General features: G+C 60.8%; 20 protein-coding genes and 1 pseudogene. 17 read left to right on the plus strand and 4 right to left on the minus strand.

Translation table 11 applies throughout. The features are described from left to right. Positions 1–147 precede the first annotated feature (147 nt). Positions 148–324, minus strand: coding sequence for a hypothetical protein (locus ACTHL0_RS05970; RefSeq protein WP_440565721.1), 177 nt, complete (start codon positions 322–324; stop codon positions 148–150). Positions 325–344: 20 nt separating this feature from the next. Here ACTHL0_RS05970 and ACTHL0_RS05975 point away from each other — a divergent pair, with 20 nt between their 5' ends. The 12 genes and pseudogenes from ACTHL0_RS05975 to ACTHL0_RS06030 form a co-directional block, all read left to right on the plus strand. Next, positions 345–1,640 carry a toxic anion resistance protein gene (locus ACTHL0_RS05975; RefSeq protein ID WP_440565722.1) on the plus strand — a complete coding sequence of 432 codons (1,296 nt, stop codon included), beginning with the start codon at positions 345–347 and terminating at the stop codon, positions 1,638–1,640. A gap of 1 nt (position 1,641) precedes the next feature. Further along, positions 1,642–2,058, plus strand: coding sequence for a hypothetical protein (locus tag ACTHL0_RS05980; RefSeq protein ID WP_440565723.1), 417 nt, complete (start codon positions 1,642–1,644; stop codon positions 2,056–2,058). Between the two features lie 91 nt (positions 2,059–2,149). Then, positions 2,150–3,013 carry a heavy metal-binding domain-containing protein gene (locus ACTHL0_RS05985; RefSeq protein ID WP_440565724.1) on the plus strand — a complete coding sequence of 288 codons (864 nt, stop codon included), beginning with the start codon at positions 2,150–2,152 and terminating at the stop codon, positions 3,011–3,013. Positions 3,014–3,042: 29 nt separating this feature from the next. Beyond that, on the plus strand, positions 3,043–3,882 hold the full coding sequence (locus ACTHL0_RS05990) for a heavy metal-binding domain-containing protein (RefSeq protein ID WP_440565725.1): 840 nt from the start codon (positions 3,043–3,045) through the stop codon (positions 3,880–3,882). Between the two features lie 123 nt (positions 3,883–4,005). Next, a complete protein-coding gene (locus tag ACTHL0_RS05995) occupies positions 4,006–4,791 on the plus strand; it encodes a hypothetical protein (RefSeq protein ID WP_440565726.1) in 786 nt (261 codons plus the stop codon). 137 nt (positions 4,792–4,928) lie between these two features. Next, positions 4,929–5,315 carry a nuclear transport factor 2 family protein gene (locus ACTHL0_RS06000; protein ID WP_440565727.1) on the plus strand — a complete coding sequence of 129 codons (387 nt, stop codon included), beginning with the start codon at positions 4,929–4,931 and terminating at the stop codon, positions 5,313–5,315. 68 nt (positions 5,316–5,383) lie between these two features. After that, a complete protein-coding gene (gene murI / locus ACTHL0_RS06005; protein ID WP_440565728.1) occupies positions 5,384–6,256 on the plus strand; it encodes a glutamate racemase in 873 nt (290 codons plus the stop codon). Positions 6,257–6,421: 165 nt separating this feature from the next. After that, positions 6,422–8,185 carry a sensor histidine kinase gene (locus tag ACTHL0_RS06010; protein ID WP_440565729.1) on the plus strand — a complete coding sequence of 588 codons (1,764 nt, stop codon included), beginning with the start codon at positions 6,422–6,424 and terminating at the stop codon, positions 8,183–8,185. Between the two features lie 86 nt (positions 8,186–8,271). Continuing rightward, entirely contained in the window at positions 8,272–8,829 is a 558-nt protein-coding gene (locus ACTHL0_RS06015; RefSeq protein WP_440565730.1) for a DUF6891 domain-containing protein, read from the plus strand. Between the two features lie 155 nt (positions 8,830–8,984). Next, positions 8,985–10,448 (plus strand): amidase, encoded by a 1,464-nt coding sequence (locus ACTHL0_RS06020; protein ID WP_440565731.1) that lies wholly within the window; start codon positions 8,985–8,987, stop codon positions 10,446–10,448. Between the two features lie 129 nt (positions 10,449–10,577). Then, a complete protein-coding gene (locus ACTHL0_RS06025) occupies positions 10,578–11,498 on the plus strand; it encodes an ADP-ribosylglycohydrolase family protein (RefSeq protein WP_440565732.1) in 921 nt (306 codons plus the stop codon). A gap of 31 nt (positions 11,499–11,529) precedes the next feature. Then, positions 11,530–11,679 (plus strand): annotated as a pseudogene (locus ACTHL0_RS06030) (NADP-dependent oxidoreductase); the annotation flags it as partial. Positions 11,680–11,797: 118 nt separating this feature from the next. On the opposite strand, the gene ACTHL0_RS06035 reads toward ACTHL0_RS06030, so the two are convergent. Further along, positions 11,798–12,130 carry a putative quinol monooxygenase gene (locus ACTHL0_RS06035; protein WP_440565733.1) on the minus strand — a complete coding sequence of 111 codons (333 nt, stop codon included), beginning with the start codon at positions 12,128–12,130 and terminating at the stop codon, positions 11,798–11,800. 245 nt (positions 12,131–12,375) lie between these two features. Then, the gene (locus ACTHL0_RS06040) at positions 12,376–13,008 is read right to left on the minus strand and encodes an FMN-dependent NADH-azoreductase (RefSeq protein ID WP_440565768.1); all 633 of its coding nucleotides are present in this window, start codon (positions 13,006–13,008) and stop codon (positions 12,376–12,378) included. Between the two features lie 131 nt (positions 13,009–13,139). Here ACTHL0_RS06040 and ACTHL0_RS06045 point away from each other — a divergent pair, with 131 nt between their 5' ends. From ACTHL0_RS06045 to pbpC, 3 genes are all read left to right on the plus strand, one after another. After that, positions 13,140–14,030 (plus strand): LysR substrate-binding domain-containing protein, encoded by an 891-nt coding sequence (locus ACTHL0_RS06045; RefSeq protein ID WP_440565734.1) that lies wholly within the window; start codon positions 13,140–13,142, stop codon positions 14,028–14,030. A gap of 301 nt (positions 14,031–14,331) precedes the next feature. Next, complete coding sequence (locus ACTHL0_RS06050) at positions 14,332–20,418, plus strand: alpha-2-macroglobulin family protein (RefSeq protein ID WP_440565735.1); 6,087 nt, start codon at positions 14,332–14,334, stop codon at positions 20,416–20,418. 117 nt (positions 20,419–20,535) lie between these two features. Beyond that, positions 20,536–22,911 carry a penicillin-binding protein 1C gene (gene pbpC, locus ACTHL0_RS06055; RefSeq protein WP_440565736.1) on the plus strand — a complete coding sequence of 792 codons (2,376 nt, stop codon included), beginning with the start codon at positions 20,536–20,538 and terminating at the stop codon, positions 22,909–22,911. Between the two features lie 207 nt (positions 22,912–23,118). Here pbpC and ACTHL0_RS06060 read toward each other — a convergent pair whose 3' ends face one another. Next, positions 23,119–23,802, minus strand: a complete 684-nt coding sequence (locus ACTHL0_RS06060; RefSeq protein WP_440565737.1) for a YceH family protein — start codon at positions 23,800–23,802, stop codon at positions 23,119–23,121. A 322-nt stretch (positions 23,803–24,124) separates the two neighbouring features. On the opposite strand from ACTHL0_RS06060, the gene corA reads away from it, so the two are divergent. Together corA and ACTHL0_RS06070 are read left to right on the plus strand one after the other, a co-directional pair. Next, positions 24,125–25,102: a magnesium/cobalt transporter CorA gene (corA, locus tag ACTHL0_RS06065; protein ID WP_440565738.1), complete on the plus strand. Its 978-nt coding sequence runs from the start codon at positions 24,125–24,127 to the stop codon at positions 25,100–25,102. A gap of 44 nt (positions 25,103–25,146) precedes the next feature. Further along, entirely contained in the window at positions 25,147–25,986 is an 840-nt protein-coding gene (locus tag ACTHL0_RS06070) for a helix-turn-helix domain-containing protein (protein ID WP_440565739.1), read from the plus strand. The last annotated feature ends 14 nt before the right edge of the window (positions 25,987–26,000 follow it).

A 26,000-nucleotide genomic window follows, 5' to 3' on the forward strand; every position in this document is an offset into this window, starting at 1 on the left:
CCATCGCGCCCACCCGTTCTCCGCCGAAAAACGCGGCGGCCAGCGCATCACCGCAATAAAACTGCCGAGTCGCATTACCGGTCGAAAAATCCGGGCATTCCGGCGTGACGTCATTCTTGTTCCCCGATCCTTCCGTTCCGCAATGACTTATACTGCCAGCCACGAGGCGATGAGATATCGATGAGATATATTCGCTGGACCACTAAAACCCTGCCCGCCGCCGACACCCGACGACGAAAATGAAAGCAAAATGACATTGTCATCGTAATCGGAGATCGTTTTCATCTCCGATGTGCCGCGCGCAGGCCCATTGCGCTTTTCCATACTCTTACTCGAGCATAGGTATGACCGACGAAGCGTCGCATTCGAAACCGACCGATACGTCCGAAGCACCGCTGGATCTATCGGCTTATCTGAATCCAGAGCGCTCGGAAAGCAATGCGGCGGCTGACGCATCGACGGCGCTGGTCACGACCGAACCGGCCCTGCCGGCCAACGTGCCGCCCGAAGTGCAAGCGCCCATGGCGCCGATGGCCCGCCTCGTCGATCTCTCGTCGCTGTCGCCCGAACAGCGCGCGATCGCCGAAGAGCGCGCCAAGGCCATTCGCTTCGACGATGCCACATCGACCTTGAATTTCGTCGATAACGCCCTGGCCCCGCTCGCGACCGCATCGCGCCGGCTGCTCTCGGAAACGACGGTGGGTGAGGCCGGCGAGATCGGGCGCATCGCCGCCGCCGTGATCGACGGCATCAAGATCCTGCGCATCGAGGAATTGCAGGAAGAAGCGCGCGATGCCGCGCCGAAAGCGATGGGGTTGCTCAGCCGGCTTGGCCGGCTCGGGAAAGTCGCGCACAGTGCAATCAAATCGTTTCAAGAAAACCGCAAAGCGTTTCTCGCGTTGATGGACGAAGAAGTCGCCCGCGCGCGGCGCATCAAGAGCGACTTGATGATCACGATCCAGCAACTCGATCAGCAGTCGCAATCCGTACGCACGGGCGTTTCGGAGTTGTCGATCAGCATCGCGGCAATGCAAGTCGCACTCGATCGCGGTCTCGTCGAAGCCGAGCAATTACGCCAGGTTGCGCTGCGCACGAATACGGCCGGCGATGCCGCAATCGCGATGGATTACCGCAATACGCTGGCCAACTTCCGTGGCCGGATTGCCGATCTACGCGAAGCAATGATCTCCGCCGCGAGCCTCATTCCGTTGATCGCTTCCAACCGCAAGGCCGCCGAAACGCGGGTCAGCAAGCTCAGCACCGGCATTATGGTGACGATTCCGCGCCTGATGGCGGTCGCCGCCCAGGCCGTCGTGCAGGCCGATACCCGTCGTGCCGGCGAAGAAAGCGAAAAGCTCGACGATGCCGCCCGCAAAATCACGGAGCTTGCTGTCCAGGGAACGCACGAAGCCGCAGTCGACGCGGCCCGCAGCCTCGGCGGCGATCCACGCAACCTCGAAACGCTTGCCGCGGCCGCCGATCAGTCGATTGCGACGATGCGGGAAGTCCAGGAAATTGAACAACAGGTTCTCGCGCAGGATCGAGAGCGCGAACAAAAACTGATCGCGATTCGGGACAAGCTCGTCACGGGTATGCGCGGCGTACAAGCCCAGGCGCTCGCGCGGCCGATCGGAGAGTGAGATGGGCAAACTCGACAGTCTCTCCGGCGTCGGCGATAGCAGCACGCCCATGAATTTCGATCTGGCGGCGGCCTGGCTGCGGCACGCGGAGGCCGGCCGGGCCGCTTTTCTCTCGCGTTTCGTGGCGATCGTCTCGCAGGCGTTGCCGAACCACACGCAAGTTCAGAAGGTCCGCCGTGGATTGATTCGCAAGACGGAAGAAATCGTCGGCATTTCCGTGGCGTTCGATAACGAAACGTATTCGATGCGGCTGAAGGACGGCCGCCATCTGACCACCGAAATCGAAAAGAAAGTGAGGGGCGTCGTGCTCTCGACGCGCGAAGTCGATGCCCACGCATGGATGACCGGGCTCATGACGCACGTGCGCGAACGCACTGAACAGGCGCGGGCGATTTCGGAAATGCTGGCGGCCCTTTGACGCTTCCGAACAATACGTCATCGGTAATCATCGGTAAATCAGTAGTCAGTCATACGCAACGCCTAATGGCCGGGAGATCCCGATGGGATGGTTGAGTTCGCTGTTTGGCAATCGCTCGGGGCCCACCGTGCCCGAACCCAACTTCTTCGACGACGACGGCGTACCTCGCCTCGTGCATCAACGTCTGGCCGATTCAAAGAGCGGCGCGCTGCCTTGGGTGTCCACCCTGACCGCGCCGGAAATGGCATTGGCGCGCAGCCACGGCGTCAAGATGCTGGCGCCGATCGCGGCGACTTGCTGGATGCACTATGGCTTTTCCTGGACCGAAGGCCATGCGCAAGGCTGGCGCCAGGCATTGAGCCGCCTGCAAGCCGAAGCAGCGGCGCTAGGCGCGAATGCCGTGATCGATACGCGGATGGTGACGGTCGATCTCGCGATGGAAAACAGCATGGATTATTCGCTGGTCGGCACGGCTGTGCGGATCGAAGGTTTGCCTCCGAGCCCCGCGCCGGTGATATCGACCGTGCCCGCGCTTGAATTCGTTCAGTTGCTGGAAGCCGGCATCGTGCCTGTCGGCCTCGCCGTGGGCGCGCGCTTCCAATGGAGCAACGGTCCGCTCGATAGCGACAACGGGGCCTGGCGCAACCAAGCGCTCAAACAAACCACGGCGTTCTGGGAAAAAATTCGACGCCACGCACACGCCGATCTGCGAGCGGATGCGGCGCGGCAGGGAACGGGCGTGCTCGCGCAATTGCAATTCAGTCAGTTGTTCAAAGTCGAGAAACCCGAGCCGGCGCGGCTGCTCGGCCGGCACATCGTCATTGGGACAGTCGTCGATTGCGAAGGGACGACCGGGTTCAAACATCCGATCGAGTTCGTCGTCGATCTGAGCGATAAGCGGGACAACTTGCGCACCACCTCGGTTCACCACAATTCGTATAACGACGGGATTTGAAGTCCCCATCACTGAGAGATTGAGAGATCATGAGCGAAACGACTACGCAAAATCCGTCGACGCAACTTCCCGCGAACGCCCGTGAGCGCCTGAAGGGCTTGCGCAGCAGCGCCCATCCCACGGCCGTCTTCACCTCGGATCTGTCGGTCAATGAGTTCCTGCTCGTTCGCAAGGCGGGGTTCGAACCGATCGGGTTATGCGTCGGCAGCAGCATTTACCACGTGGGCATTCAGTACGGTTCGTGGAGCAAGAATCAGGAACTCGAAGTGCTCTCGCAAGCGATGTATCACGCGCGGGAATTGGCCATGTCGCGTATGCGCGAGGAAGCGCGCGGCATGGGCGCGGACGGCATCGTTGGCGTGCGCCTCGAAATCAAACACGTGGAATGGGATGCTGACATCCTGGAGTTCGTCGCGATCGGTACCGGCGTCGTGCATAACCACGACCGGGAAGGATTCCGCGCTCACGATGGCGGGCCGTTCACCTCCGACCTCTCCGGGCAGGATTTTTATACGCTGCTCAATTCCGGCTACCGGCCCATCGAGCTCGTGATGGGCAGTTGCGTCTATCACGTCGCGCACCGCGGCATGCTGAAAGCGTGGAATCAAGCCGGCCGCAATGTCGAACTGGAGCAATTCACGCAAGCGATTTACAGCGCGCGCGAGTTGGCTATCGAGCGCATGCAGGTGGAAGCGCAGACCGCCAAGGCCGAAGGCGTGATCGGGACGACCATTCACGAGAAGTCGTATCGTTGGGAAAGCCACGTCATCGAGTTCTTCGCGGTCGGCACGGCCGTTGCACCGCTGCATGTGGAGATCGACGCCAAGGACATTCCCGCGCCGACCTTCGTTTTGTCGGTCAACGATTGATTCGATCGCCTGAGCGTCAGGAATTCGCGTTCTGGGCGCCGCGACACAACCAACGACAAGGATTCATACCGCGGTAGGTGCGCTCGTCTGCGAACGATGGGCCGTTGACGAGCCGGAGCGATCGTGCCTCTCCTTCTTTTATTGATATTGCCCGCCGCGTTCGCCGGCCGGTTCGCCGGAATAAGGTTCGGCTTTCTCGCCGGACTGGCCGCCGTCGTCGCGACGCTTGCCGCTGAAACCGGCGTGATCATCGTGCTGGGAGGCGGGCTGCAAAAACGGCGTGAAGCGAAGACGCCCGCGCGGCGCGAAACCGTTTCGTCGCATGGCAGCGTCAGCGGTCGTCACACAGCGCGTGAACGGGATGACGAAAGCGACGCGGCAGCGATACGCGCAGGATCGATCGGGCTATTCGACACCGACAGTGTCGACAGCTTGGACGCCGAAACGCGGCGCAAGCTCGTTCAAGGTTTCTATGATTCGCTGAAGGATGCGTTCGGGAAACAGGTCGGGATCGATGTCCCGCAGGGGGCGGCAGAGGAACGACATGCGCCGGAAGCTTCGGACGGTCAGTTGATGGCGTTTCGCTCACCGGACGGGCATCGCGCGGGATTCGCCTCAGGCGCGGAATGTTTTTGGTTTCCCGCGGACGCGTTGAAATCGATCGAGCTTTGGAGCCTCGCTCCGGCTAAGGGCCCGGGCGGATTCAGCGTCTCGCTGTATTTCATCGACAAGGATGCGCTCGAGGGGCCGTTCGCTGAGCGGTGGGCGCTGATCGCGCCGTGTCTGAAGAGCTTCGACCTGGACATCGGTTACGGCGATGACACCGCCGCTGCAGTCGCCATTGCCATCGAGCGGATTGCCGCGATGCTGGGGGCTAAATCCGAGATTCATGAGGGCGCTGACGTTTGAGCCGCTTCATGGTAGAGATATCTCCGAAGGCTTTATGCGAGCTTTTAGATGAGTAATCGAATGCCCGCTGCCGCTGTACGTCGCGGTAGAATCCGTCTCCCAATCCAAGCGTCAGACGAGGAAAGCGAATGCCCCCGTTGAGCTCCACGACCCAAGAGATACCTACGCCCGATGCGGTGGCGTTTCCCGTACACCAGCAGCTTGAGGCCTACAACGCGCGCGACATAGAATCGTTCGTGCAATGGTGGGCCGCCGATTGCGAATACTATGAGTTTCCTTCGCGCCTGCTAGCCAAGGGCGTGGAGCAAATTCGCGAACGCCACGTGACTCGCTTCCAGGAAGCAAATCTCTTCGGCAAGCTGCTTCATCGCTCTGTGGTGGGAAACATCGTCATCGACCACGAACGTGTCACGCGTACGTTCCCCGAGGGCCCCGGCGAAGTCGAGGTGCTGGCGATATACGAAATCGCAGACGGCAAAATCGCCAAGGCTTGGTTCAAGATCGGGACACCGCAGTTGGCGTGAGTAACGGGCGCCGTCTCGGGTGTGCGACCACATCAATGAGACAATCGCATTCCTTCACGGAGCATTCGATGATCGGCGTATTTGATTCTGGCAGCGGCGGACTCACTGTTTTGAAAGCACTCAGAGAGACTTTTCCGGCTCAGCGATTCGTCTACTACGGCGATCACGGCAACGCGCCGTATGGGAATCGGGACGCCGATACGATTTACGCGCTCACCGTGGCTTCGCTGGCGCGACTCTTTGAATTGGGCTGCTCGTTAATCGTCGTCGCATGCAATACGGCGGCGGCTACGGGCCTGCGGCGGCTTCAGCAAACATGGCTCCCTGCGCACTACCCGGACAAGCGTGTGATTGGAGTGATCGTCCCCATGGTGGAGGCCATGAGCGGCGTGCCTTGGGCGACTGGACTTGATAGCCGCTCGCGCAGCGGCGAGAAAAAGACCGTGGCGGTGTTTGCAACACGCTATACCGTCGAAAGCCGTGTGTTTGTTGAGGAAACCAAGAAGCGAGCGCCCCATATCGATCTCGTCCAGCAAGCCTGCCCCAGCCTCGTGCGGCTCATTGAAGCGAATGCGCCGGTTCACGATCTCAGGCGCGCCGTCCGGCGATACGTTGCGCTACTCCTGCGTCGATTGGGCGGACAGCCGTTGGATGCCGTCTTGCTCGGCTGTACCCACTATCCGTTAGTCGCCGATCTTTTCGAAGAAGTCCTCCCGGATGGCGTCGAAATCTTCTCGCAGCCGCAAGTAACGTCGGACAGCCTCGTTGACTACTTGGCGCGCCACCCTGAATTCGCGGGCAGTGAAGATTCGGGCATCACCTTCTATACAACGACCAGCCCGGGGCCTGTCACCGAACTCGCGAGACGATTTCTAGGCGACGACAACGTGCGTTTCTTGGCGCCGCCTTGCGCGAACGCTATGGTGCACGTGTCGCGATAGGCCGGGGCATCGACGGTGCACCGCAATCCTGCGCATACGCCTGGGCCGCGGTCGCCGAAGAAACCGCCAATCCCATCCAACGCGCATGTGCAGCATCGCGTTTTCTGGTAGTAAGATAGCCGGTACAGATCCAAAATCAACGCGTGAGCGAGCACGGGGGCGAGCTTGACCGAGTTGACGACCGATTCAAGGGTATTCCTCTCGACCTTGCCGCCCGGGCGCCGCGAGCGGCGACTCGCGATTGCCGTCGTCCTGCTTACAGCAGTCGCCTTCATTGCGGCCGTGCCATTCGCGAAAGTCCAATTGCCCCGGGTGTGGGCCTTTATTCCCGTCTATGAATCCGCGGTGGTCGTCTGCGATCTGCTCACGGCCGCACTCTTGATTGGCCAGTACCGTATTTTGCGGTCGAAGGCATTGCTTGTATTGGCGACGGGATACTTGCTGACCGCCTTCACAGCAACGGCGCACTTGCTTACGTTTCCAGGCGTCTTTTCCGATACCGGTTGGTTAGGGGCACATAGCCAAAGCACGGCTTGGCTCTATGCTTTCTGGCATGGCAGTTTTCCGCTTGTCGTGATCGCCTATGCGTGGCTAAAGCGTGACCACGCGTCGGCGGGGACGCAACGCGCGGGTGCCTGCGCGCCGCAGATCGTGGCCGGTATTGCCTTTGCCATCTGCTTCGCTATCGCGTTCGCGATCCTGGCCACCCGCGGCTACGCCTGGCTGCCGCCGCAGCTGTCCGGGCCGCCGCTGGCACCGCGCTATACGATGGCGCACCATATCGTGGTCGCGTTCATCTTTTCGCTCAGTCTGCTTGCGCTTGTGACGCTGCTCTCGCGGCGGCCGCACTCCGTGCTGGACCTGTGGCTGATGATCGTCATGTGTGCATGGCTTTTCGACATCGCATTCGCGGGCGTCCTCAATCATGGCCGCTTCGATCTCGGTTTCTACGTCGGCCGCATTTACAGCCTATGCGCTGCAAGCTTCGTGCTTGTCATATTGACGCTCGAAAACATCAACCTTTACGCGCGTGTGGTCCAGGCGCTCGATCGCGAACGCATCGAACGGCAACGCGCCCAGTCGCAGACTGTGCAATTAAACGAAGCGAATGCGCAGCTGGAGCAACGTGTGACTTCGCGTACGGCTGCGCTCACGGCGGCGAACCGCGACTTGCTCAATGAAGTGCTCGAGCGCAAGCGCGCTGAAACGGCGCTGGAGCATTCACGCGAGGAGTTGCGTGAATTGGCATCGATCGGGACTTCCGCGCGCGAACAGGAAAATCGACGCATCGCGCGCGAATTGCACGATGAACTTTGCCAGACGCTCGCCGCATCGCGGCTCGAGCTTGAATTAGTTTCCGAAAGAAAGGCGTTGAAAGCCGAGCTGGCGCCCGTGCATACGCTGCTCGATGAAGCGGTCGTCGCGACCCGCCGCATAGCCGCGGACCTTCGGCCGCTGGTGCTCGACGACCTCGGCCTCGTTGCCGCGGCGGATTGGCTCGCGCAGAATTTCCGGCAGCGCCACGGCATCGAATGCGATTTGACCGTCGAGCCCCCGAATCTCGATCTCGAAGAACCGCAGGCGACAGCGGTGTTTCGCATCATGCAGGAATCGCTGACGAACATCGCGAAGCATGCGCACGCCTCGCACGCAACGCTCAGCTTGACGCGCAATGATGACCACGTCTTGTTGATCGTGCAGGACAACGGTATCGGGTTTGACCTTTCAACGCCGCGCAAGTTAAATTCGTTTGGGTTATCAGGCCTGCGCGAGCGCGCCTATCTCGTTGCTGGCGAGGTTAGCATCGAATCCTCGCCGGGACACGGCACGTCGATTAAAGTGCAGATTCCATTGCCTATCGTGCGCGCAACCGATACCTCGGACGCAGCGTTGCTTCATCCCGAACCGAGCGCTGGCCGCTGGCGCTGATTGGATACAGGCCCGTGGCAACTGCCTGATTCGGATTGAGGATTGCCGTCTGCACATCGAAGAACAACACACATGGAGTCGATATCATGACAGACCCCGAAGCGTACGTACGGGAGTGCGTGACCAAATGGATATGGTCGGGATTCTATGAAGCTGACGAAATCCGGGAGATGATGGACGACATCCTGGAGCCCGACTGCGATGTGGACGAGTTGGAAGCCTTCCTTGAGCAGGAATTTGAGCGCAAGGTTGCCGCGGAGGCGTCCTGGCCATCCGAAACGGACTGCGATCGACTCGACCGGGTTTTCGATCGGCTTCACGAAGAGGGAATCTGCGCTTTGTCCAACGCGGGATATACGATGTCGGACGGCCGCTCGGACGTCGCCGAAGCCGTGGGGCAGGCGCCGAAAGGTCACTACCATGGATACTGCTTCTATCACGGACAAGATGTCGAGAGGGCCGTGGACGGACACGGCCTCATGATCGCTTTCGGCAATCTGACTGACGACGATGAGCGCAGTTTGGCCGTGGGCCACCGCATTGCAGAAGCGCTTTCGCTCGCCGGGTTTGAAGTGTCGTGGAATGGTGCGGTCGCTACACGGATCAACATTTCGTCGCTCGACTGGAAAAGACGGCAAGCGTGATCAGTCCCAGGAGAAGATTGTCGCCCCCCGAAACCTGGCGTCACGTTCAGCGAGAGGGAGCAGACTGACGGACCTTTGCGGCCATTACCGCTGTCTATTGGAATTCCCCTCCAGGGTTCACTCATATCCCCCCGACATCGGAAATGGCTGCACACATGACGAACTTCGAATGGGAATACAAGTCTGTTCGCGAACTAACGGCGGCGCTCGCGGCCCGGCAGATTTCGGCCCGCGAACTTGCAGAAGCCGCCATCGTCCGAATTGAACGCCTCGACCCAGCGCTGAATGCAGTTTGTATACGTGACTTCGATCGTGCGCGCGATGCTGCGCGCACCGCCGATGATGCATTGGCGAGGGGCGAGCGGCGGCCCCTGCTGGGCATTCCGCTGCTCGTCAAGGAATCGTTCAACGTAGCCGGCCTGCCGACGACATGGGGCTTTCCGCAGCACAAGGATTTCGTTCCGATCGAGGACGCCCTGTCAGTCGCACGTGTAAAAGCCGCTGGCGGTGTTGTTCTAGGTAAAACGAACATTCCGATCGGCCTCGGGGATTGGCAGAGCTATAACGACATCTACGGAACGACCCACAACCCGTTCGACGTGGGTCGCTCACCTGGGGGCTCATCGGGCGGGTCGGCCGCAGCGCTTGCCGCGGGCTACGTGCCGCTCGCACTCGGCTCCGACCTCGGCGGGTCATTGCGGGTACCCGCACATTTCTGCGGCGTTTATGCCCATAAGCCCACGTTCGGGGTCGTGCCGGCGCGCGGACATGTCCCGCCGCCACTCGCGCCCTTGCCCGATACGATCGATCTCGCGGTGGTCGGACCGATGGCGCGTTGCGCCGCAGACCTTACGCTCCTTTTCGATGTCATGGCCGGTCCAGACGAGATCGATGCAGGGATCGCCTACAGGCTCGACCTGCCGGCCCCGCGGCATGAGCGGCTAGGCGACTTCCGCGTGTTGATCCTCGATACGCATCCGCTGCTGCCGACGGACAGCACCGTGCGGCTCTCAATGAGTTCGCTTGCCGAACACCTTCGGGCAGCCGGCGTTCGGGTGGTCGGAGACAGCGAACTGCTTCCCGATCTTGAAGCGAGCGCGCGCCTTTATATGCGGATGCTGATGTCCTTCCTGGCCGCGAATTGGCCCGCGCAAGTCTATGCCGATCTTCAGAAGCAGGCGGCGGCGATGCCTACCGATGCCTCCGGCCTGGACGCCGAACAGGTTCGCGGTGCGGTGCTGAGCCACCGCGACTGGATCGCAGCGAACAACGCGCGTTGCCAACTGCGGGCGCAATGGCGCGAGTTTTTCAAAGCGTTCGACGCGCTGATCTGCCCCGTCTCGCCCGTGACGGCGTTCCCGCACGATCATTCCGATAGGGACGCACGGCGGGTATTGATCGACGGCGAGGCCCACCTCTATGGCAACCAACTCGTATGGCCAGGCGTCGCGACGCTTCCGGGCCTGCCGGCGACATCGGTGCCTATCGGGATGTCACCGCAGGGCCTTCCGATTGGTGTCCAGATCGTCGGGCCGTTGCTGGAAGACCGCACACCGCTGAAGCTCGCCGAATTGATAGAGTCTGAGTTCGGCGGCTTCGTTCCGCCGCCGAATTATTGACGTACGGTTACGCGTTTTCGCACACCGCTGGCCACGTTCGATTACTCGGCATAGCCTTAGGGTTCGCTAACAACTACGACAAAAATGGCCATCCAATCAGTACCGAACGAGCGCCCGCACCGGTCGACAATGCCCCTGTCCCCGCAAGCCCGCCTGCGCGGTGGCTTGTTCGGCTTATTGATCGGGGACGCTTTGGGCGTTCCGTATGAATTTCATAGTGCGGTGTCGATATCTACGGTGAGCAGGATCGAGATGGCCCCGCCGCCCGATTTCGAGCGCACTCATGACGGTGTACCGCCGGGCACATGGAGCGACGACGGTGCACAAACGCTGGCGCTGCTTGATGCGCTCGCGCGCGATCGGGAGTTGGACCTCGAGATGTTCGCTGGCAACCTGCAGGACTGGTTTCACCGCGGGGCATTTACACCGGATGGCAAGGTTTTCGACGTCGGTTTGCAGACGCAGCGTGCCTTGCAGCAATTAGCGTCCGGCGTTGCCCCGGCCGTCGCCGGACCCGTTGATGAGCGCGATAACGGCAATGGATCGCTCATGCGATGTCTTCCCGTCATCATGGTGACGACATCGCACGAGGAAATCATTCGCCTTGCTTGCAAGCAGAGTCTGGTAACCCACGGGCATGCGCGTTCGCAGTTGTGCTGCGCACTTTATTGCCTGACCGCAGTAGGCATCCTTGAAAACATGTCCGCCGCCGACGCGGTACGGGCGGCGGAAGACGAGCTGCTTACGCGCTATGCGGGCACTGCCGAAGAAGCCGAACTGAAAGTCGCATTGGACGGCCGCTTTGATGCTCCGCAGGGGTCCGGGTATGTGGTCGATAGCTTTTGGTCTGCCATTCACTGTTTGTTATCGACGCGCAGTTATGAAGACTGCGTCAAGCGCGCGATCACGCTCGGGAACGACACCGATACGACAGCCGCCGTCGCCGGTGGATTGGCCGGCATCGTGTATGGCGAGGAGGCGTTGCCCGCGCGCTGGCTTGCGACGTTGCGGGGGAAAGAAATCGTCGAGCGTCTGTTGGCCAAGCTTTAACGTTCCTATCCCCTCAACACAAGCGACCCTTGCGGCTTCGGCTCACGTCGACTACGTGCGCAGTCTCGGCGCGAATCACGTCATCGATTACAAGAGACAACGTTTTGAGGAAGTCGCAAGCGACATTGAGCTGGTGCTCGACTACGTCGGTGGCGAAGTGCTCACATCGGCAAGGTCGTGGCCGACTTCCTGCGCTAGTTCCGATAATCTGGTTCTACCAGGAAAAATCCATTCGAAAGCAGACGGCCCGTCAGTCGATCTTCGAGCCGTCCGCAATCGCGAACTACGTCGCAACCCGATTACGCGAGGCTATTTGAACTCAGTTGCATCACCTTCGCCGGGCCCGCCCTGAAACTAGGGCTATGGGCATCCGCGGCGATCATGTGAGGCGTCACATCGTGAGCGGCTAATGCAGCCGCCGATGCCCAGCGCTCAATCAGAAGAAAGCTATCGTCTGCGCCCACCACGGCATGAAGATCATATTGGAGACACCCTGCTTCCGCGCGCACGACTGGGGCCAACTTTTCATACGCCGCGATTTGCTCGTGGCCTTTTCCGGGAAGGGTTTGGATCGAGATGACAAGCAAGACCTCGGATTCGCTGCTTCGGCTGCAATGATTTAATTCGTTCATGACGACTCCGTACGTGTATGGAGCCGACAAAAGACGGTCAGCCGTAAACGCGAAAGGCCCCGTCTCCTGCCGGCGGGGCCCTTGGTGGTATGCAATACAGAGATTACCTCGTGCGCACCCCGGACGACCCACCGTTGCCGGTAATCGCCGTTGTGATAATGCTTTCGAGGGGAATCAGATCGCGTTGCATGTCGTTACAGTAGCTCACGTTTCAGTCGCGCGTCAACACCCGGCCGAAGTGAGCCTTAAAACGCAAGCGCCATCGCACGCGCCGCTTCTATTGCGCTGCTTCGATCGGCCTGTCCCTCGGGACCCAGCAAAGTACGCTCAACAACGATGCCCGCAACATCCTCAACCCCTACGAACTTGAGCCAGGTTTCCATATAGGGACGCTGAAGATCAAACTGACTCGCTGGCGTGAAGGAGCCCGGCGCCGTGTAGCTCAGGCCGCGGGCATAGACAACGGCCGCCTTCTTCCCCCGCAGCAAACCGCCGAAGCCCGAACTATCGAATGAGAAGAGCACATCCTTCTGCGAGATCAAATCGATCAGATGCTTCAGTTTGTACGGAATACTGAAATTCCATAGCGGCACCCCAAATAACAATTTGTCCGCTTCATGAAAGGGCGCGGCAAGCGCTTCGATGCGCTGCCACGCAAGCGTCTGCTTCGATGTCAATGGCTCCCCTCGGAGGCCAGCGTACTTGGCCGCCAGTGCGTCTTGATCAAACTCGGGCAGCGCCTCGTCCCACAGGTCCAGCTTTTCGATCACATGGTCGGGATGCGCCAACCGGTATGCGTCGAGAAATGCACTGCACACGTCGATGGACGCCGAATATTCCTTGTTGGGGGAGCCTTCGACGTAAAGAACGCGAGTCATGACGTTTACCCTTTCGAGAGGACGGCGACAGGCACAGTGCGCAGTCGTTCCGTCGTATCGCGCAGCGTACTCAGGCCGTCTATAATTTTGAAACGACATTAATTGATCGAATTAATCTTGTTTGGTGATCAATGAGCCATCCTCTCGACACGACGCTTTTGCGAACATTCGTAGCGGTTGCGGATGCCCGGAGCTTTACCGGCGCGGGTCGCCGCCTGCATCTGAGCCAATCCGCGGTGAGCGCCCAAGTGGTCCGGCTCGAGGAACAGATCGGACGCGCACTGCTCGTGCGTAATACACGAAGCGTCGCGCTCACCGACCACGGTGAAACGTTGCTCGGCTACGCTCGCGCCATGCTCAATCTGAGCGAGGAAGCGAGAACGCGATTGGGAGGCGGCGAAGCATACGGGGGAAAGCTGCGCATCGGTGCATCGGAGGAGGTGGCAGGCGGATGGCTTCCCGAAGCAATGCGTCGGTTTAGCGCCGCGCGCCGCGGATTGCTGCTCGATCTCACCGTCGATATTGGCGATAGTCTGTTTCGACGGCAAGCAAACGGCGATTTCGATCTCGTGATCGGCAGCCGGTGTGCGCCCTCCCGCGAAGGTGTCGCCTTGTGGCGGGAACCGCTCGCCTGGGCGTTCGCCCGTCACGAGCCGCTGCCCGAAGGCGAAGTCCCGCTGGCGTGCTTTCCCGATCCTTGTCCGTTTCGGGAAGCGGCTACGAGGACGCTCGCGTTAGCGAAAATGCCGTATCGAATCGCATGCGAAAGCCCCAGCGCCACGGGCATCCGCGCATTTGCACAAGCCGGTATCGCGATCGCGCCGGTGCCGCGCGGCATGATTGACGATGAACTGCGCGAGCTGGGTATCGCCGAGGGATTGCCGGCGCTGCCGGACGTCGAATTCGTCATGATGTACGACCGTCAGAAACCGCCCGCTGTCGAATTCGCTGAAACGATTTTCGATGAAGTCGACGCGCGGACGGGAATGGGCGAGCGTCGCCCGACCGCCAGGCACAACTAGGCTGCCCTATCCCAATCACCACTCGCACAATCCTTAAAACCCCACGCCACCCTTCCCCATACAGCTCCGCGCTTGTTCCCGCCCCACCTTATATGGCATGATCGCGACGAGTTTCCGATCTCGCTCGAATATTCCCGGTGGCATTGCCTGCGCGTCGCAACACGCGAGCGCAATACGCCCAATAAGCGCTGAGATACAGGTACGTGCGCTTCAGGTCGAAAGCGTACGAATTCGGTGGTAATAACAAAATTGAAAGCAATCGGGGGTAAGAGGCTGAACGCTTATCCTTGAAATGGAAAGCATGGGCCTTCTTCGATTTCTCGCTCTTCTGCCGCTGCGCGTCCTGCGCGGCTTGTTGCACTGCCTCGCACTCGTTCTGCGGCCCGTATTCGGCAGCGTCTCATGGTCAGCCCCCGCATGGGCACCCGCCGCCAGCGCCAAGATCCGCCGCAATCCGCGGCAATTCGCAATCCGCGCGCTCGCTACGATCGCTGTCATCGCAGCCGCATGGGCCGGCTGGCACTGGTACGTCCACAGGCCCAAGCCCCCCGAGCCCGACCGCATTACCTTCCAAGTGAAAGCGCCGCCGGTCACGAGCTACGTGGCGGCCGACGGCACGCCGAAGATCACGGTCCATCCGTTGGAAATCGATTTCTCGCGCTCGGCCGCGCCCATTGAGCTGGTGGGCAAGCCTGTCACCAAAGGCATCGTCATGAAGCCCGCGTTCAAGGGCGAATGGACCTGGGCGGACGATCACACCTTGCGCTTCGTGCCGGCCGCCGATTGGCCGATCGGCACGCACTACGAAGTCGACTTCGACGTCAAACAAGCTTTCGCCGCTCACGTGCTGATGGCCGACGATCATCTCGCCTTCGATACCGCCCCCTTCACCGCGCAGGCAGGCGATGCCGAGTTCTACCAGGACCCGCAGAACGCGACGGCGAAGAAAACCATCATGCCGGTGCGATTCAATTACCCGGTCGATACCGCACAGTTCGAAAAGCGGATCTCGCTGGCCATGGCCGGCACCGACGGCAAGTTCAACACGCCGTTGAAGTTCTCAGTCGTTTATGACGCCACAAAACTGAACGCCTGGGTGCATTCGCAGCCGCTCGACCTGCCGCGCGACGACGGCGCAGTACAGCTCACGCTAGACAGCGGCGTGCGCAGTTCGCGCGGCGGCTCAGGCACGAAGGACCCATTGACGTCGGTGGTGCGCGTGCCCGGCCTCTATAGCCTGACGGTGAAAAGCGTCAGCCCGACGCTCGTCGACAACGATCATTATGAGCCGGAGCAAGTGCTCGTCACCGAACTCAGCGGTGCCGTGCGCGGCAGCGATCTCAACAGCGTCATCAAGGCGTGGGTGCTGCCGAAGCGAAAACCGGGCGTAGATCAGAGCGACGATGATCGGCCGTACGAATGGGATACCGCGGACGTGAGCGAAAGCGTCCTGCGCCAATCGAAACCGCTCGATCTGCAACTCGTCCCCACCGAAAACGAATTCGCCGAATTACAGAGCTTCAAGTTTCATGCGGACCCAGGCCAGCGTGTCTATGTCCGCATCGCGTCCGGTTTGAAATCATTCGGCGGCTACATGCTCGGCACGCCGTCCGTCCAGACGTTCACCGTGCCAGACTATCCGAAGCTGCTGCGCTTCATGGCGGACGGTTCGTTGCTTTCGCTGAGCGGCAGCAAGCGGATTTCCGTCGTCTCGCGCAACCTGCCCGGCATGAAGCTGGAGATTGGGCGCGTGCTGCCGGATCAACTGCAGCATTTGGTGAGCTTCAACCAAGGCACCTATACCCAGCCCGACCTCGGCTATAGCTTCAGCGAGGATCACATCGTCGAGCGCTTTGAACAGAAGCATGTCTTCCCGAAGGCCGGCCCCGGCGAGGCGCACTATGAGGGCGTCGATCTTGGCCAGTATCTGAAAGACGGCAAGCGTGGCGTGTTCTTGCTCCATCTGTCGGCCTATGATCCTGTCGCCGAAAAGAAAAAAGCCGACAAGGCCGCTCAAGCCGCTGCCGACGGCAATGGCAACGGCAGCAGTGACAACGGCAATGCCGATGACAGCAACAGCAGCGATAGCAACAACGGCAACGACGATCCGTCGCCCACGGACACCCGCATGATCGTCGTGACGGATCTCGGCATGCTCGTCAAACGCTCGCTCGACGGCAGCCAGGACGTCTTCGTACAGTCGATCCATACCGGGCAGCCCGTCAGCGGCGCCACGGTATCGGTGCTCGCGCTCAATGGCCAGACGCTCTACACGCAAGACACCACCGCCGACGGCGTGGTGCACTTCCCCACGTTCAAGGGCCTCGATCACGAAAAGAAGCCGATGCTGTACGTGGTGAAAAAGGCCGACGATCTATCGTTCCTGCCCGTCGGCGGCCAAGATCGTCAGCTGGACTTCTCGCGTTTCGACGTGGGCGGCGAACGCAATCCGACAAGCGAAGGCCAACTCTCCGCGTATCTGTTCTCCGACCGCGGCATTTATCGCCCCGGCGATCTGTTCCATATCGGCCTGATCGTGCGTGCGGCAAGCTGGTCGCGCAGTCCGGCCGGCGTACCGCTGCAAGCGGAAGTCGTGGACCCGCGCGGGATCACGGTGAAGCGCATGCCGGTATCGGTCGATGATTCCGGTTTCAGCGAAGTGTCGTACACGCCCTCGGAAACCGCGCCGACGGGCACGTGGACGGTGAATCTCTATATCGTTAAAAACGGCAAGACAGACGCACCGATCGGCTCGACGACCGTGCAGGTGAAGGAGTTCCTGCCGGATCGCATGAAGGTGGAGGCCAAGCTGTCGCAGCGGGTGGCCGAAGGCTGGGTGAAGCCTGACCAGCTGATGGGAATCGTCGATGCGCAGAACCTTTTCGGCACGCCCGCCGCGGATCGCCGCGTCGAGGCGTCTTTGACGCTGCGCCCCGTTTGGCCGCAGTTTCAAAGCTGGCCGGACTATCACTTCTTCGACGTCAGGCGCGCGCAAGAGGGCTATACCACCAACCTGCAAGACGGCAAGACCGACGAGAAGGGCCACGCCCAGTTCGATCTCGATCTGAAGAAATATGCGGACGCCACCTATCAGCTCTACTTCCTCGCGAAGGCTCACGAAGCGGACGGTGGACGCAGTGTGGCAGCGAGCGCGCAGACGCTCGTCTCCAACGACGACTGGCTCGTCGGGTATAAGTCGGTCGACGATCTCTCGTACGTGAAGCGCGGCAGCCCGCGCACGGTTCGCTTCGTCGCGATCAATCCGCAAGCCACGGCATTCGAACTGAAGGGCCTCACGGCCCAGCTCGTGGAACGCCGCTATGTTTCAGTGCTGACGAAGCAGGATTCGGGTGTCTACAAGTACGACTCGCGTCTCAAGGAAATCCCCATCAGCGAAAATCCGCTGACGATCCCGGCAACCGGTCTTGCGTACACCTTGCCTACCGACAAGCCGGGCAACTACGCGCTGGTCATCCGCCGCGCAGACCGCACGGAAGTGAACCGCGTCGAATACTCGGTAGCCGGCGATGCAAACATCTCGCGCTCGCTCGACCGCAATGCCGAGTTGCAGATCAATCTGAGCAAGCATGACTACGCGCCGGGCGAGCCGGTGGAGATCGCGATTCGCGCGCCCTATGCGGGCAGTGGCCTGATCACCATCGAGCGCGACAAGGTGTACGCCCACGCGTGGTTCCACTCGGATACCACGAGCTCCGTGCAGCACATTACCGTGCCGCCCGGCTTCGAAGGCAACGGCTATGTCAACGTGCAGTACATTCGCGATCCGTCGTCAGACGAAGTATTCATGAGCCCGCTGAGTTACGGCGTGGTGCCTTTCTCGGTGAGCATGGATGCACGCCGCAATGGGTTAACGCTCGACGCCCCGCCGCTCGTCAAACCGGGCCAGACGGTGACGTTCAAGCTGCATGCAGCACATCCGACAAAGGCGGTAGTGTTCGCCGTCGACGAAGGCATCCTGCAAGTGGGCCGTTACAAGCTGGGCGATCCGTTGCAATACTTCTTCCGCAAACGCATGCTTGAGGTGGGCACATCGCAGATCCTCGATCTGATCCTGCCGGAGTTCGAAAAGCTGATGCAGATGGCGGCACCGGGCGGCGATGCGGATGATGGGATCGGCAGCCAGCTCAACCCGTTCAAGCGCAAACGCGATAAGCCGGTGGTGTACTGGTCCGGCATCGTGGATGTCAACGGCGAGAAGGATGTCACCTACACCGTGCCGGATTACTTCAACGGTAAGCTGCGCGTCATGGCGGTGGCGGTGTCGCCGAATCAAGTGGGCACCATTACGTCGAGCACGACGGTGCGCGGCAATTTCGTGCTCTCGCCGAACGTGCCCACCACGCTCGCACCGGGTGACGAAGCCGAAGTCAGCGTGGGCGTGGCCAACAATCTGACCGGGCAAGGCGACAAACCGGTCCCGGTCACGGTTGCGCTGAAGACCGGCCCACAGTTACAGATCGTCGGCAATGCATCGCAGCAATTGAACCTCGCATCGATGCGGGAAGGCGTGGCGCTGTTCCACGTCAAGGCAACCGCCACGCTCGGTTCGGGCAACCTGACCTTCAGCGCGCGCTACGGCGCGAAGTCCGCAGCGCAAAGCGTCGATCTGTCCGTGCGGCCGGCCGCCGCGTATCGTACGCAGGTGGATATCGCCCGGGTGGGTGCGGACAGCAACGCGGATGTGTCGGGGCTGCGCCAGATGTATGACGCGTATGCCTCGCGCGATGCCAGCTTCTCGACGATTCCCGTTGTGGTCACCCAGGGCCTGACGTCGTGGCTCGTCAACGTCCAGAACTATTGCAGCGAACAACTCGTCAGCGAAGCGATGCCTCGGCTCATTGCGACAAAATGGCCGACGGTGCCGGCGCTCACGCGCACGCTGCAACCCGTCAACGGCAACGCGCGGCAGACCAACGATCAAGCGCTCGCGCAAATGCTCGACGTGCTGCGTTCTCGGCAAAACAGCGAGGGCGGCTTCGGCGTCTGGACGGCGACGCCCGACGCGGATCCGTTCATCTCCGCCTATGCGATGCACTTCCTGCTGGAAGCGCGCGACCGCGGTGTGGCGGTGCCGAAGGATATGCTCGACGCAGGCAACCAGTATCTGCATCGTCTGGCGAGTGACGACAGCTTGAATACGCTCGACGAACTGCGCCAGCGCGCCTATGCGGTCTATCTGTTGACGCGCGAGGGCAACGTCACGACCAACGATCTCGCTGGCGTGCAAAAGCGCCTGCAACAAGCCTTCCCGAACGACTGGAAGAACGACCTCGCGGCCGCCTGGCTCGCCGCCGCCTATGAGCTGCTGATGCAGGACAAGGAAGCGAAGGCGCTGATTGCCGGGCCGCAGCGTGCGCTCGAAGCCAAGCAGAACGACAAGGACTTCGTGTACGGCTATTACACCGATCCGTTGACGCGCAATGCAAGCGTGCTCTATCTGCTTGCAAAGTATTTCCCGGACCGTGTCAAAGCACTGTCGCCGCAGGTGATGGAAAACATCGCCGGTCCGCTCGCGCGTAATGAGTTCAATACATTGTCATCGTCGATGACCGTGCTCGCGCTCAACGCCTACGCCAGCCTGAACGCGAGCGGCCTGGATAAGCTCACGATCAACGAAGTGCATGCGGACGGCAGCAGCAAAGCGATTTCGACGTTGCAAGCCAATCTATTGCAGGCCGGTAGTTGGAGCGCGTCGGCGGCGAAGCTTCGCTTCGCGAACGGCAGCAATATGCCGGCGTGGCGCGTGACGAGTCAGTCGGGTTACGATCGTGGCGCACCGGACAAGGCGATCAAGAATGGCCTTGAAATCGTGCGCGACTACACCGATGTCAATGGCAAGCCGCTCGACAAGATCAAGGTGGGCGAGGAGATCGAGGTGCACGTCAAGATTCGCGCGACGGGCGATCAAGGCGTGGGTAACGTCGCGATCGTCGATCTGCTGCCGGGCGGCTTCGATCCCGTGATTCAGCCCCCGCCGGCCGCGAGCCAGTCGGACGATAACAGCAATGGCAATGGCAACGGCAGCGGTACCGGTGATGGTCAGGGCGATCAATCGGCCGATCAATCCGGCGATCAACCGAATCAAGATGCCGATAGCGGCAATAGCGCCGCACAGCCCGCACCGTGGCGGTCCCCGATCGGTCTGCCGAGTTCGACGTGGCAGCCCGAGTATGCGGATATCCGCGAGGATCGCGTCGTGATTTACGGCACGGCAACATCCGACGTCAAAGAGTTCGTCTATCGGATCCGGGCCACCAACGCCGGTAAGTACATCGTCCCGCCCGCGTTCGGCGAATCGATGTACGACCGCCGCATCCAGGCACGCTCGCCGGGCGGCGCCACGCTAACGGTGGCGCGTCCGCAGTGATCCCGCCGCGCTACGTCGTCGAGCGCTTCGGCTCGATGACGTAGCGCTTTGCGGACAACGCCGATCTCGTATTGGGTTGAAGCACTCATCGTGTTTTTATTTCGGTCTTTACTGCGCGTGTCCGGCAACTGGGTCCGGCGGCTGCAAAACTGGCTCGCCGGGGCGCTGCTGATCGCCGCCGCGCTGGTTGTTTGTCGCCTGTGGCCGCATCCGCCGTTGCGCGATTGGAAGCCCTCTTCCACCGCGGTGTATGACGATCGCGGCCGGCTGTTGCGCTTGACGCTGGCGAGCGACGATCGGTTTCGCCTTTGGGTGCCGCTCAAGGACATGTCGCCGCAACTCGTCGATGCGGTGCTGCTACATGAGGATCGTTGGTTCCGCTGGCATCCGGGCTTCAACCCCTATGGGCTCGCACGCGGCGCATGGGTCACTTATGTGAGGCACGGCAACCCGCAGGGCGGATCGACCATCACGATGCAGCTCGCGCGCTCGCTCTGGCAACTGGGCACGCGTACGCCTTGGGGCAAGCTCAAGCAGGTGGCACGCGCGATTCAGCTCGAACTGTTCTATTCGAAGAAGCAGATTCTCGAAGCCTATCTGAACGACGCGCCGTATGGCCGTAACGTCGAGGGGGCGGGCGCGGCGAGCATTGCGTATTTCAACCGTCCGGTAGGCGAATTGAGTTTGCCCGAGGCGCTGACGCTGGCCGTGATCCCACAGGATCCGACGCATCGTTTGCCGAGCAGTGCTGCCGGCACGGCCACCGACGTCGATAACGTGATCAACCATGCCCTCACCTTATCGCGCAATCGGCTGTACGCCCGCTGGCTCTTGAGCCATCCCAAGGATGCCACGCTCAAACCACTGTTCGCGCTGCCGCTCAATGTCCAGCCGCTGTCGCGTCTGCCGTTCGAGGCACCGCATGCGGTCGATCAAGTGCTGACGGCGCGCAGGATGGAGAGCACGGACAGCGAATCGCGCGTGCGAACCACGATCGACCTGCGTCTACAGCACGTTCTCGAACGCGAAGTCACGCGCTATGTCGCGCGCAACGACAACATCGGTATCCGCAATGCGTCCGCGATTCTCGTGGATACGCGCGATATGGGCATCAAAGCACTGATCGGCTCCGCGGATTACTTTAATCGCCCGATCCATGGGCAGGTCAACGGCACGCTGGCTCGCCGCTCGCCAGGCTCCACGCTCAAGCCGTTTATCTACGGATTGGGTTTCGATCAAGGCGTGCTGCATCCGCAAACCGTGCTTCGGGATGTGCCCACGTCGTTTGGCCCCTACACCCCGGAAAATTTCGATGGGCACTTTCTCGGACCGATCACGGCAACGGACGCACTGAATCGCAGCCGCAACATCCCTGCAGTATGGGTCGCATCGCAATTGCACGATCCTGATCTCTATCATTTCTTGCAGGAAGCGGGCATCGGTCACATGGCGAGCCAGCAGCACTATGGTCTCGCGCTGGTGCTGGGCGGCGGTGAAGTGTCGATGCAGGAACTCGCGTCGCTCTATGCGATGCTGGCCAATCGCGGCGTGCTCAAGCCGTTGCGATTGCGCGCGAGCGATCCTCGCCCAAGCGGTATCCGCCTGCTGAGCGATGAGGCCAGCTTCATGACGATGGACATCTTGCGCCAGCATCTTCGGCCGGACGAAACGACCGGCGCCCAGCCATCCAGTCTGCCGGTGTATTGGAAGACCGGCACGTCATGGGCGTTTCGCGATGCGTGGACGGCGGGCGTGTTTGGCCCTTACGTGTTGGTGGTTTGGGTCGGCAACTTCGATGGCACTGGCAATCCCGCGTTCGTCGGAGTGGATGCGGGAGCGCCGCTGTTCTTTCAGATCGTCGATGGGCTCGAAGCCGACTATCCGCAATTGACGGAGCCACCGCGCCCCCGGCCGGCGAATCTCAAACGCGTACAGATCTGTCTGGCGAGCGGGGAGTTGCCGAACCAGTGGTGCCCGCAACGCGGCTGGACGTGGTTCATTCCGGGGAAATCGCCCATTCGCGTGAGCAGCGTGCATCGTCCACTCGTGATCGACGATGCAACTGGCTTGCCCGCCTGTCCGCCCTACTCCGGCGAACACACACACCAGGAAGTGTACGAGTTCTGGTCGTCGGATTTGCAACAGGTGTTTGCGCAGGCCGGTATTCCGCGCCGCAAACCGCCGATCAATCCGGCCTGTCGGAATGCGGGCACGCCGGATGGCAGTCCACCGCAGATTACGTCGCCGGTGCGGGGCAGCATTTATACGATGCGTCTGACGCAGCCGGATAAACAGCGCATCGCATTCAGTGCGACAACCGATGCGGATGCGCACGCGTTGTATTGGTTCGTCAACGATGCCTATGTCGGGCAAAGCGCGCCCGGTACGGCGCTGTATTGGCAACCGCGCACGGCCGGCAGCTATGATGTGCGGGCGATCGACGATCATGGGCGCGTCGATGAACGTACGTTGCAGGTTAGTCTGATCGAGTAGCCCGTGGGAACGCGAGAGCAGTATGTTATGGGTTTAAAGCGTCCGTGTATCTGGACACCGTGCGAAAGTTGCTCGCCGCTCCCGGAACGACTTTCAATCGATGAAAGATCGCGTTAACTCCCACTGTGCCTAACGCTTCTCGATGGCCGATTGAATCTGTACCGCGCAATGTTATAGCGAGAGCGATAACAGCCTCCAGCCTGCCCCCTAATCCTGCGCCGGCTGATCAATCGAAATACCCAACTCGGCCGCCATCCGTTCGACGAGCGCCCGCAGCAGCGCCACTTCACCGGCCAACCGCGCCTGTTCGGCCTTCAATGCCTCGAACTCGCCTGGCTGAATCGACTCGTCGCCCGCTTCACGCCCACTGGCGGCGAATTGCTCCATATTCACTTCGCCGCATAGGAGATGCATCCATCGATTTTCGCGGGCGCCCGGCGCGCGCGGCAATCTCACGACGAGCGGCGGGGTACGCGCGGCCAGTTCGTCGAGGAAAGCCTCGACCGATGAGTTGTCCGCAAAGCCGTGCAAGCGAGCGGCGTTCATCCGCAATTCCGAAGTGGTCTGCGGCCCACGAAGCAACATAACCGTCAGTAGCGCAGCAGCTTGGCTCGGAATACCGAGCACGCGATTCATGTTGTGCTCGTAGCGCGTGACGCGGCTGCTACTCGCCTCCATCACGAGGCTCAAACGCTTCAGGCCATCGATGGCCGTCTGAACGTCAGCCTCCGTCGCGCTCATCACCGGCGAGCGCGCGGTTTTCTGGTTGCAGCCGGCCGTCAAAGCGTTCAGGGAAAGCGGGTACGTATCCGGCACGGTGTGCTGCTTTTCTACCAGCACGCCGAGCACACGGGCTTCGAGGGGAGCGAGGTCGCGCAAGGATTGAGTCATGGAACGTGGGCGAGCAATGAAGATGGATCGATATGATAGCCCCGCCAGCCCTCCGTTGACCTGAGTGACGTAACGTCCAGTCGCGCCCGCTGGTGGCAGCGTGTTGTCGCAGGAATTCGAGTAGAAGCCGTAGTTCTTTATCATGTACAGTGCTTGGCTGTTATCCGAAACGCAATCCGGCGAAGGGGAGCCGCACCCCCATTCGCTTTGGCGCGAGCAAATCCCTTTTAACGCCCGCAGGCCGATTGACGTGCCGTCCGCGGATGATCGCCGCTCGCCATGCACCTCGCACCATCCGCACCCGCTTCAAAGGTAACTACACATGCTGATCAATTGCGTCGCCTATCAGAACGGCAGAAAACTCGCCGACATCGAGGTCCCCGAGATAAGCGACTATCTCGCCAAGCCCGACTGCCTGGTGTGGGTCGCCTTGAAGGACCCGGAAGCCGGCGAACTCGAAGTCATGAAAGAAGAGTTCGGCCTGCACGAGCTTGCCGTGGAGGACGTCTATCACGGTCACCAGCATCCTAAGATCGAGGAATACGGCGACTCGCTCTTCGCGGTGCTGCACACGATCGAAATGGATGAGGAAGATCAGTTGCTGATCGGCGAAGTCGATGTTTTTGTGGGCAGCAATTACGTGCTATCCGTTCGCAACCGAACGCGCCTTGGCTTCCAGGAAGTTCGCACGCGCTGCGAGCGGCAGCCAAATTTGCTCAAGGAAGGTTCCGGCTTCGTGTTGTATGCGCTCATCGACAGCATCGTCGATCGCTATTTCCCGATCCTCCAGGCGCTCTCCGCGAAACTCGAGGATATCGAAGATCGGATCTTCGAGAAACACAGCCTCGCGGCGTCGCGCGCAATCATCGAGGATCTCTACTCGTTGAAGCGCAGGCTCGTCGCGCTGCACCATCACATCGCGCCGTTGCTCGAGAGCGTCGGCAAGTTGACAGGCGGCCGCATTCCGCAGATCTGCGAAAGTATGGACGCGTACTTCCGCGATGTTTACGATCACCTCGAGCGGATGGTAAGGACGATCGAAGGCCGCCGGGAAATGACCGTCACGGCGATCCAGGTAAACCTCGGCATGATCTCGCTTGCGGAAAACGAAGTCACGAAACGTCTCGGGGCGTTCGCCGCATTGTTCGCCGTGCCGACGATGATCGCCGGCATCTACGGAATGAACTTTCAGAGCATTCCCGAATTACACTACGCGTACGGTTATCCGATCTGCCTTGCGGCCATGTTGGGCATCGACGTTATCCTCTGGTGGCGCTTCAAGGCAGCCGGCTGGTTATAAGCGAAATTTTTGATCGAGGCGATGTTCGCCCCGTCGAACCACAGATGAAACACCAAACGGTTTCAATCCAACGTACGGCCACGCCGACATTCTGGCGCGAAGCGGCACTACCCTATATCGAAGCCCGCTCCGTCGAGGATGGACGCAAGGTCTGCTATGCAAAGCACGCGCACGATACGTTTTCGATCGGCGCGATCAACGGCGGCAGGAGTACCTACCTGAACGGCACGCATCGTCAGCACATAGGCACGGGCGCGGTAGTGGTGATCAATCCCGAAGATGTCCACGCCTGCAACCCGATCGACGACGAAGCCTGGTCGTATCTCATGCTGTACGTGGACGTTTCCTGGCTGACGGATCTTCAGCACGAATCGGGCGGGCGCCAAGGTCAAGGCTTCCGCCGCTTTTCCACCACGATGTCAACCCGCCCCGGTCTCCATGCGGGCTTGAATCGCCTCTACGGCATCCTCACCGACGAAGGCGCCGATATTCTGCAAAAGGAAAGCGCGGCCCGCCTGTTTTTTGGCGATGTTCAGCTGGCGCTGGGTGAAACGGCACCCGCGCCGGCCGCCACATCAAATCCGAAACTTGCGCGAGCAGCGGAATTCATCCGCGCGAATTTCACGTGCTCGCTCAAGCTCGATGAGATTTGCGCGGCGTCGGAGCTCTCGCCCTCTTATCTCATTCGCGCGTTCAAACAGCGGTATGGCATGACGCCACACGCTTATCTCGTCAATTGCCGGATCGAATATAGCCGCTCGGCACTCAAGCAGGGACGCGCGATCGCCGATGTCGCCGCCGAAGCGGGCTTCGCCGATCAAGCGCATCTGCAACGCGCGTTCCGCCAATTCACGGCGGCGACGCCTAATCAATATCGAGGTTGATTCGGCCGCAGGCC

Source organism: Trinickia sp. (assembly GCF_051961175.1).
Taxonomy (GTDB): domain Bacteria; phylum Pseudomonadota; class Gammaproteobacteria; order Burkholderiales; family Burkholderiaceae; genus Trinickia.

What these genes read in the sequence shown, in the direction of transcription:
- ACTHL0_RS05970 (WP_440565721.1), bottom strand. Translation starts at nt 324, where the DNA reads ATGGAAAAGCGCAATGGGCCTGCGCGCGGCACATCGGAGATGAAAACG.
- ACTHL0_RS05975 (WP_440565722.1), top strand. Translation starts at nt 345, where the DNA reads ATGACCGACGAAGCGTCGCATTCGAAACCGACCGATACGTCCGAAGCA.
- ACTHL0_RS05980 (WP_440565723.1), top strand. Translation starts at nt 1,642, where the DNA reads ATGGGCAAACTCGACAGTCTCTCCGGCGTCGGCGATAGCAGCACGCCC.
- ACTHL0_RS05990 (WP_440565725.1), top strand. Translation starts at nt 3,043, where the DNA reads ATGAGCGAAACGACTACGCAAAATCCGTCGACGCAACTTCCCGCGAAC.
- murI (WP_440565728.1), top strand. Translation starts at nt 5,384, where the DNA reads ATGATCGGCGTATTTGATTCTGGCAGCGGCGGACTCACTGTTTTGAAA.
- ACTHL0_RS06015 (WP_440565730.1), top strand. Translation starts at nt 8,272, where the DNA reads ATGACAGACCCCGAAGCGTACGTACGGGAGTGCGTGACCAAATGGATA.
- ACTHL0_RS06020 (WP_440565731.1), top strand. Translation starts at nt 8,985, where the DNA reads ATGACGAACTTCGAATGGGAATACAAGTCTGTTCGCGAACTAACGGCG.
- ACTHL0_RS06025 (WP_440565732.1), top strand. Translation starts at nt 10,578, where the DNA reads ATGCCCCTGTCCCCGCAAGCCCGCCTGCGCGGTGGCTTGTTCGGCTTA.
- ACTHL0_RS06035 (WP_440565733.1), bottom strand. Translation starts at nt 12,130, where the DNA reads ATGAACGAATTAAATCATTGCAGCCGAAGCAGCGAATCCGAGGTCTTG.
- ACTHL0_RS06040 (WP_440565768.1), bottom strand. Translation starts at nt 13,008, where the DNA reads ATGACTCGCGTTCTTTACGTCGAAGGCTCCCCCAACAAGGAATATTCG.
- ACTHL0_RS06045 (WP_440565734.1), top strand. Translation starts at nt 13,140, where the DNA reads ATGAGCCATCCTCTCGACACGACGCTTTTGCGAACATTCGTAGCGGTT.
- ACTHL0_RS06050 (WP_440565735.1), top strand. Translation starts at nt 14,332, where the DNA reads ATGGGCCTTCTTCGATTTCTCGCTCTTCTGCCGCTGCGCGTCCTGCGC.
- ACTHL0_RS06060 (WP_440565737.1), bottom strand. Translation starts at nt 23,802, where the DNA reads ATGACTCAATCCTTGCGCGACCTCGCTCCCCTCGAAGCCCGTGTGCTC.
- corA (WP_440565738.1), top strand. Translation starts at nt 24,125, where the DNA reads ATGCTGATCAATTGCGTCGCCTATCAGAACGGCAGAAAACTCGCCGAC.
- ACTHL0_RS06070 (WP_440565739.1), top strand. Translation starts at nt 25,147, where the DNA reads ATGAAACACCAAACGGTTTCAATCCAACGTACGGCCACGCCGACATTC.